Origin of the sequence: Ancylobacter sp. Lp-2 (assembly GCF_020523795.1) — a bacterium.
Lineage (GTDB): Bacteria > Pseudomonadota > Alphaproteobacteria > Rhizobiales > Xanthobacteraceae > Ancylobacter.
The window spans coordinates 1-615 of record NZ_JAJALI010000032.1 but is presented as its reverse complement, the minus strand read 5'-3'; the positions used below and the strand labels follow the sequence as shown (position 1 = coordinate 615).

Below are 615 nucleotides of genomic sequence, written 5' to 3'. Positions count from 1 at the left end.
GCGATGAACTTGCCGCCGAGAGACTCAACCTGTTCCTTCGCCGCCGGCCGCACATCGGTGGCCGAGACCACCGCGCCGAGCCGCCGCGCCGTGGCGATCGCCTGCAGGCCGGCGACCCCGGCCCCCATCACGAACACCCGCGCCGCCGGCACCGTGCCCGCCGCCGTCATCATCATCGGGAACGCCCGGCCGAACTCGCCCGACGCGTCGATCACCGCCCGGTAGCCGGCGAGGTTGGCCTGAGAGGACAGCACGTCCATCACCTGCGCCCGGGTGATGCGCGGCATCAGCTCCATGGCGAACAGCGAGGCGCCGGTCGCGGCGATCTCGGCGAGCGCCGCCTCGTTGCCATAGGGATCGGCGATGGCGATCACCAGCGCCCCCGGCGCGATCTTGCCGAGATCGGCGGCGTCCGGCCGGCGCACCGCCAGCACGATCTCCGCCCCGGCGCCCGCCGACACATTGTCCGCCGCGATCGAGGCCCCCGCCGCCTCATACTCCGCGTCCGACACCCCCGACGCCAGCCCGGCACCCGAGGCCACGACAACCTCCCCGCCAAGACCCGTCAGACGCTTGACCGTATCCGCAGAACCCGAAACTCGTGGCTCAACGGAC

General features: G+C 72.7%; 1 pseudogene. It reads right to left on the bottom strand.

Annotated features, from left to right (window positions below):
* Positions 1-615, bottom strand: a pseudogene (locus LGR54_RS25655) (NAD(P)(+) transhydrogenase (Re/Si-specific) subunit alpha); the annotation flags it as partial.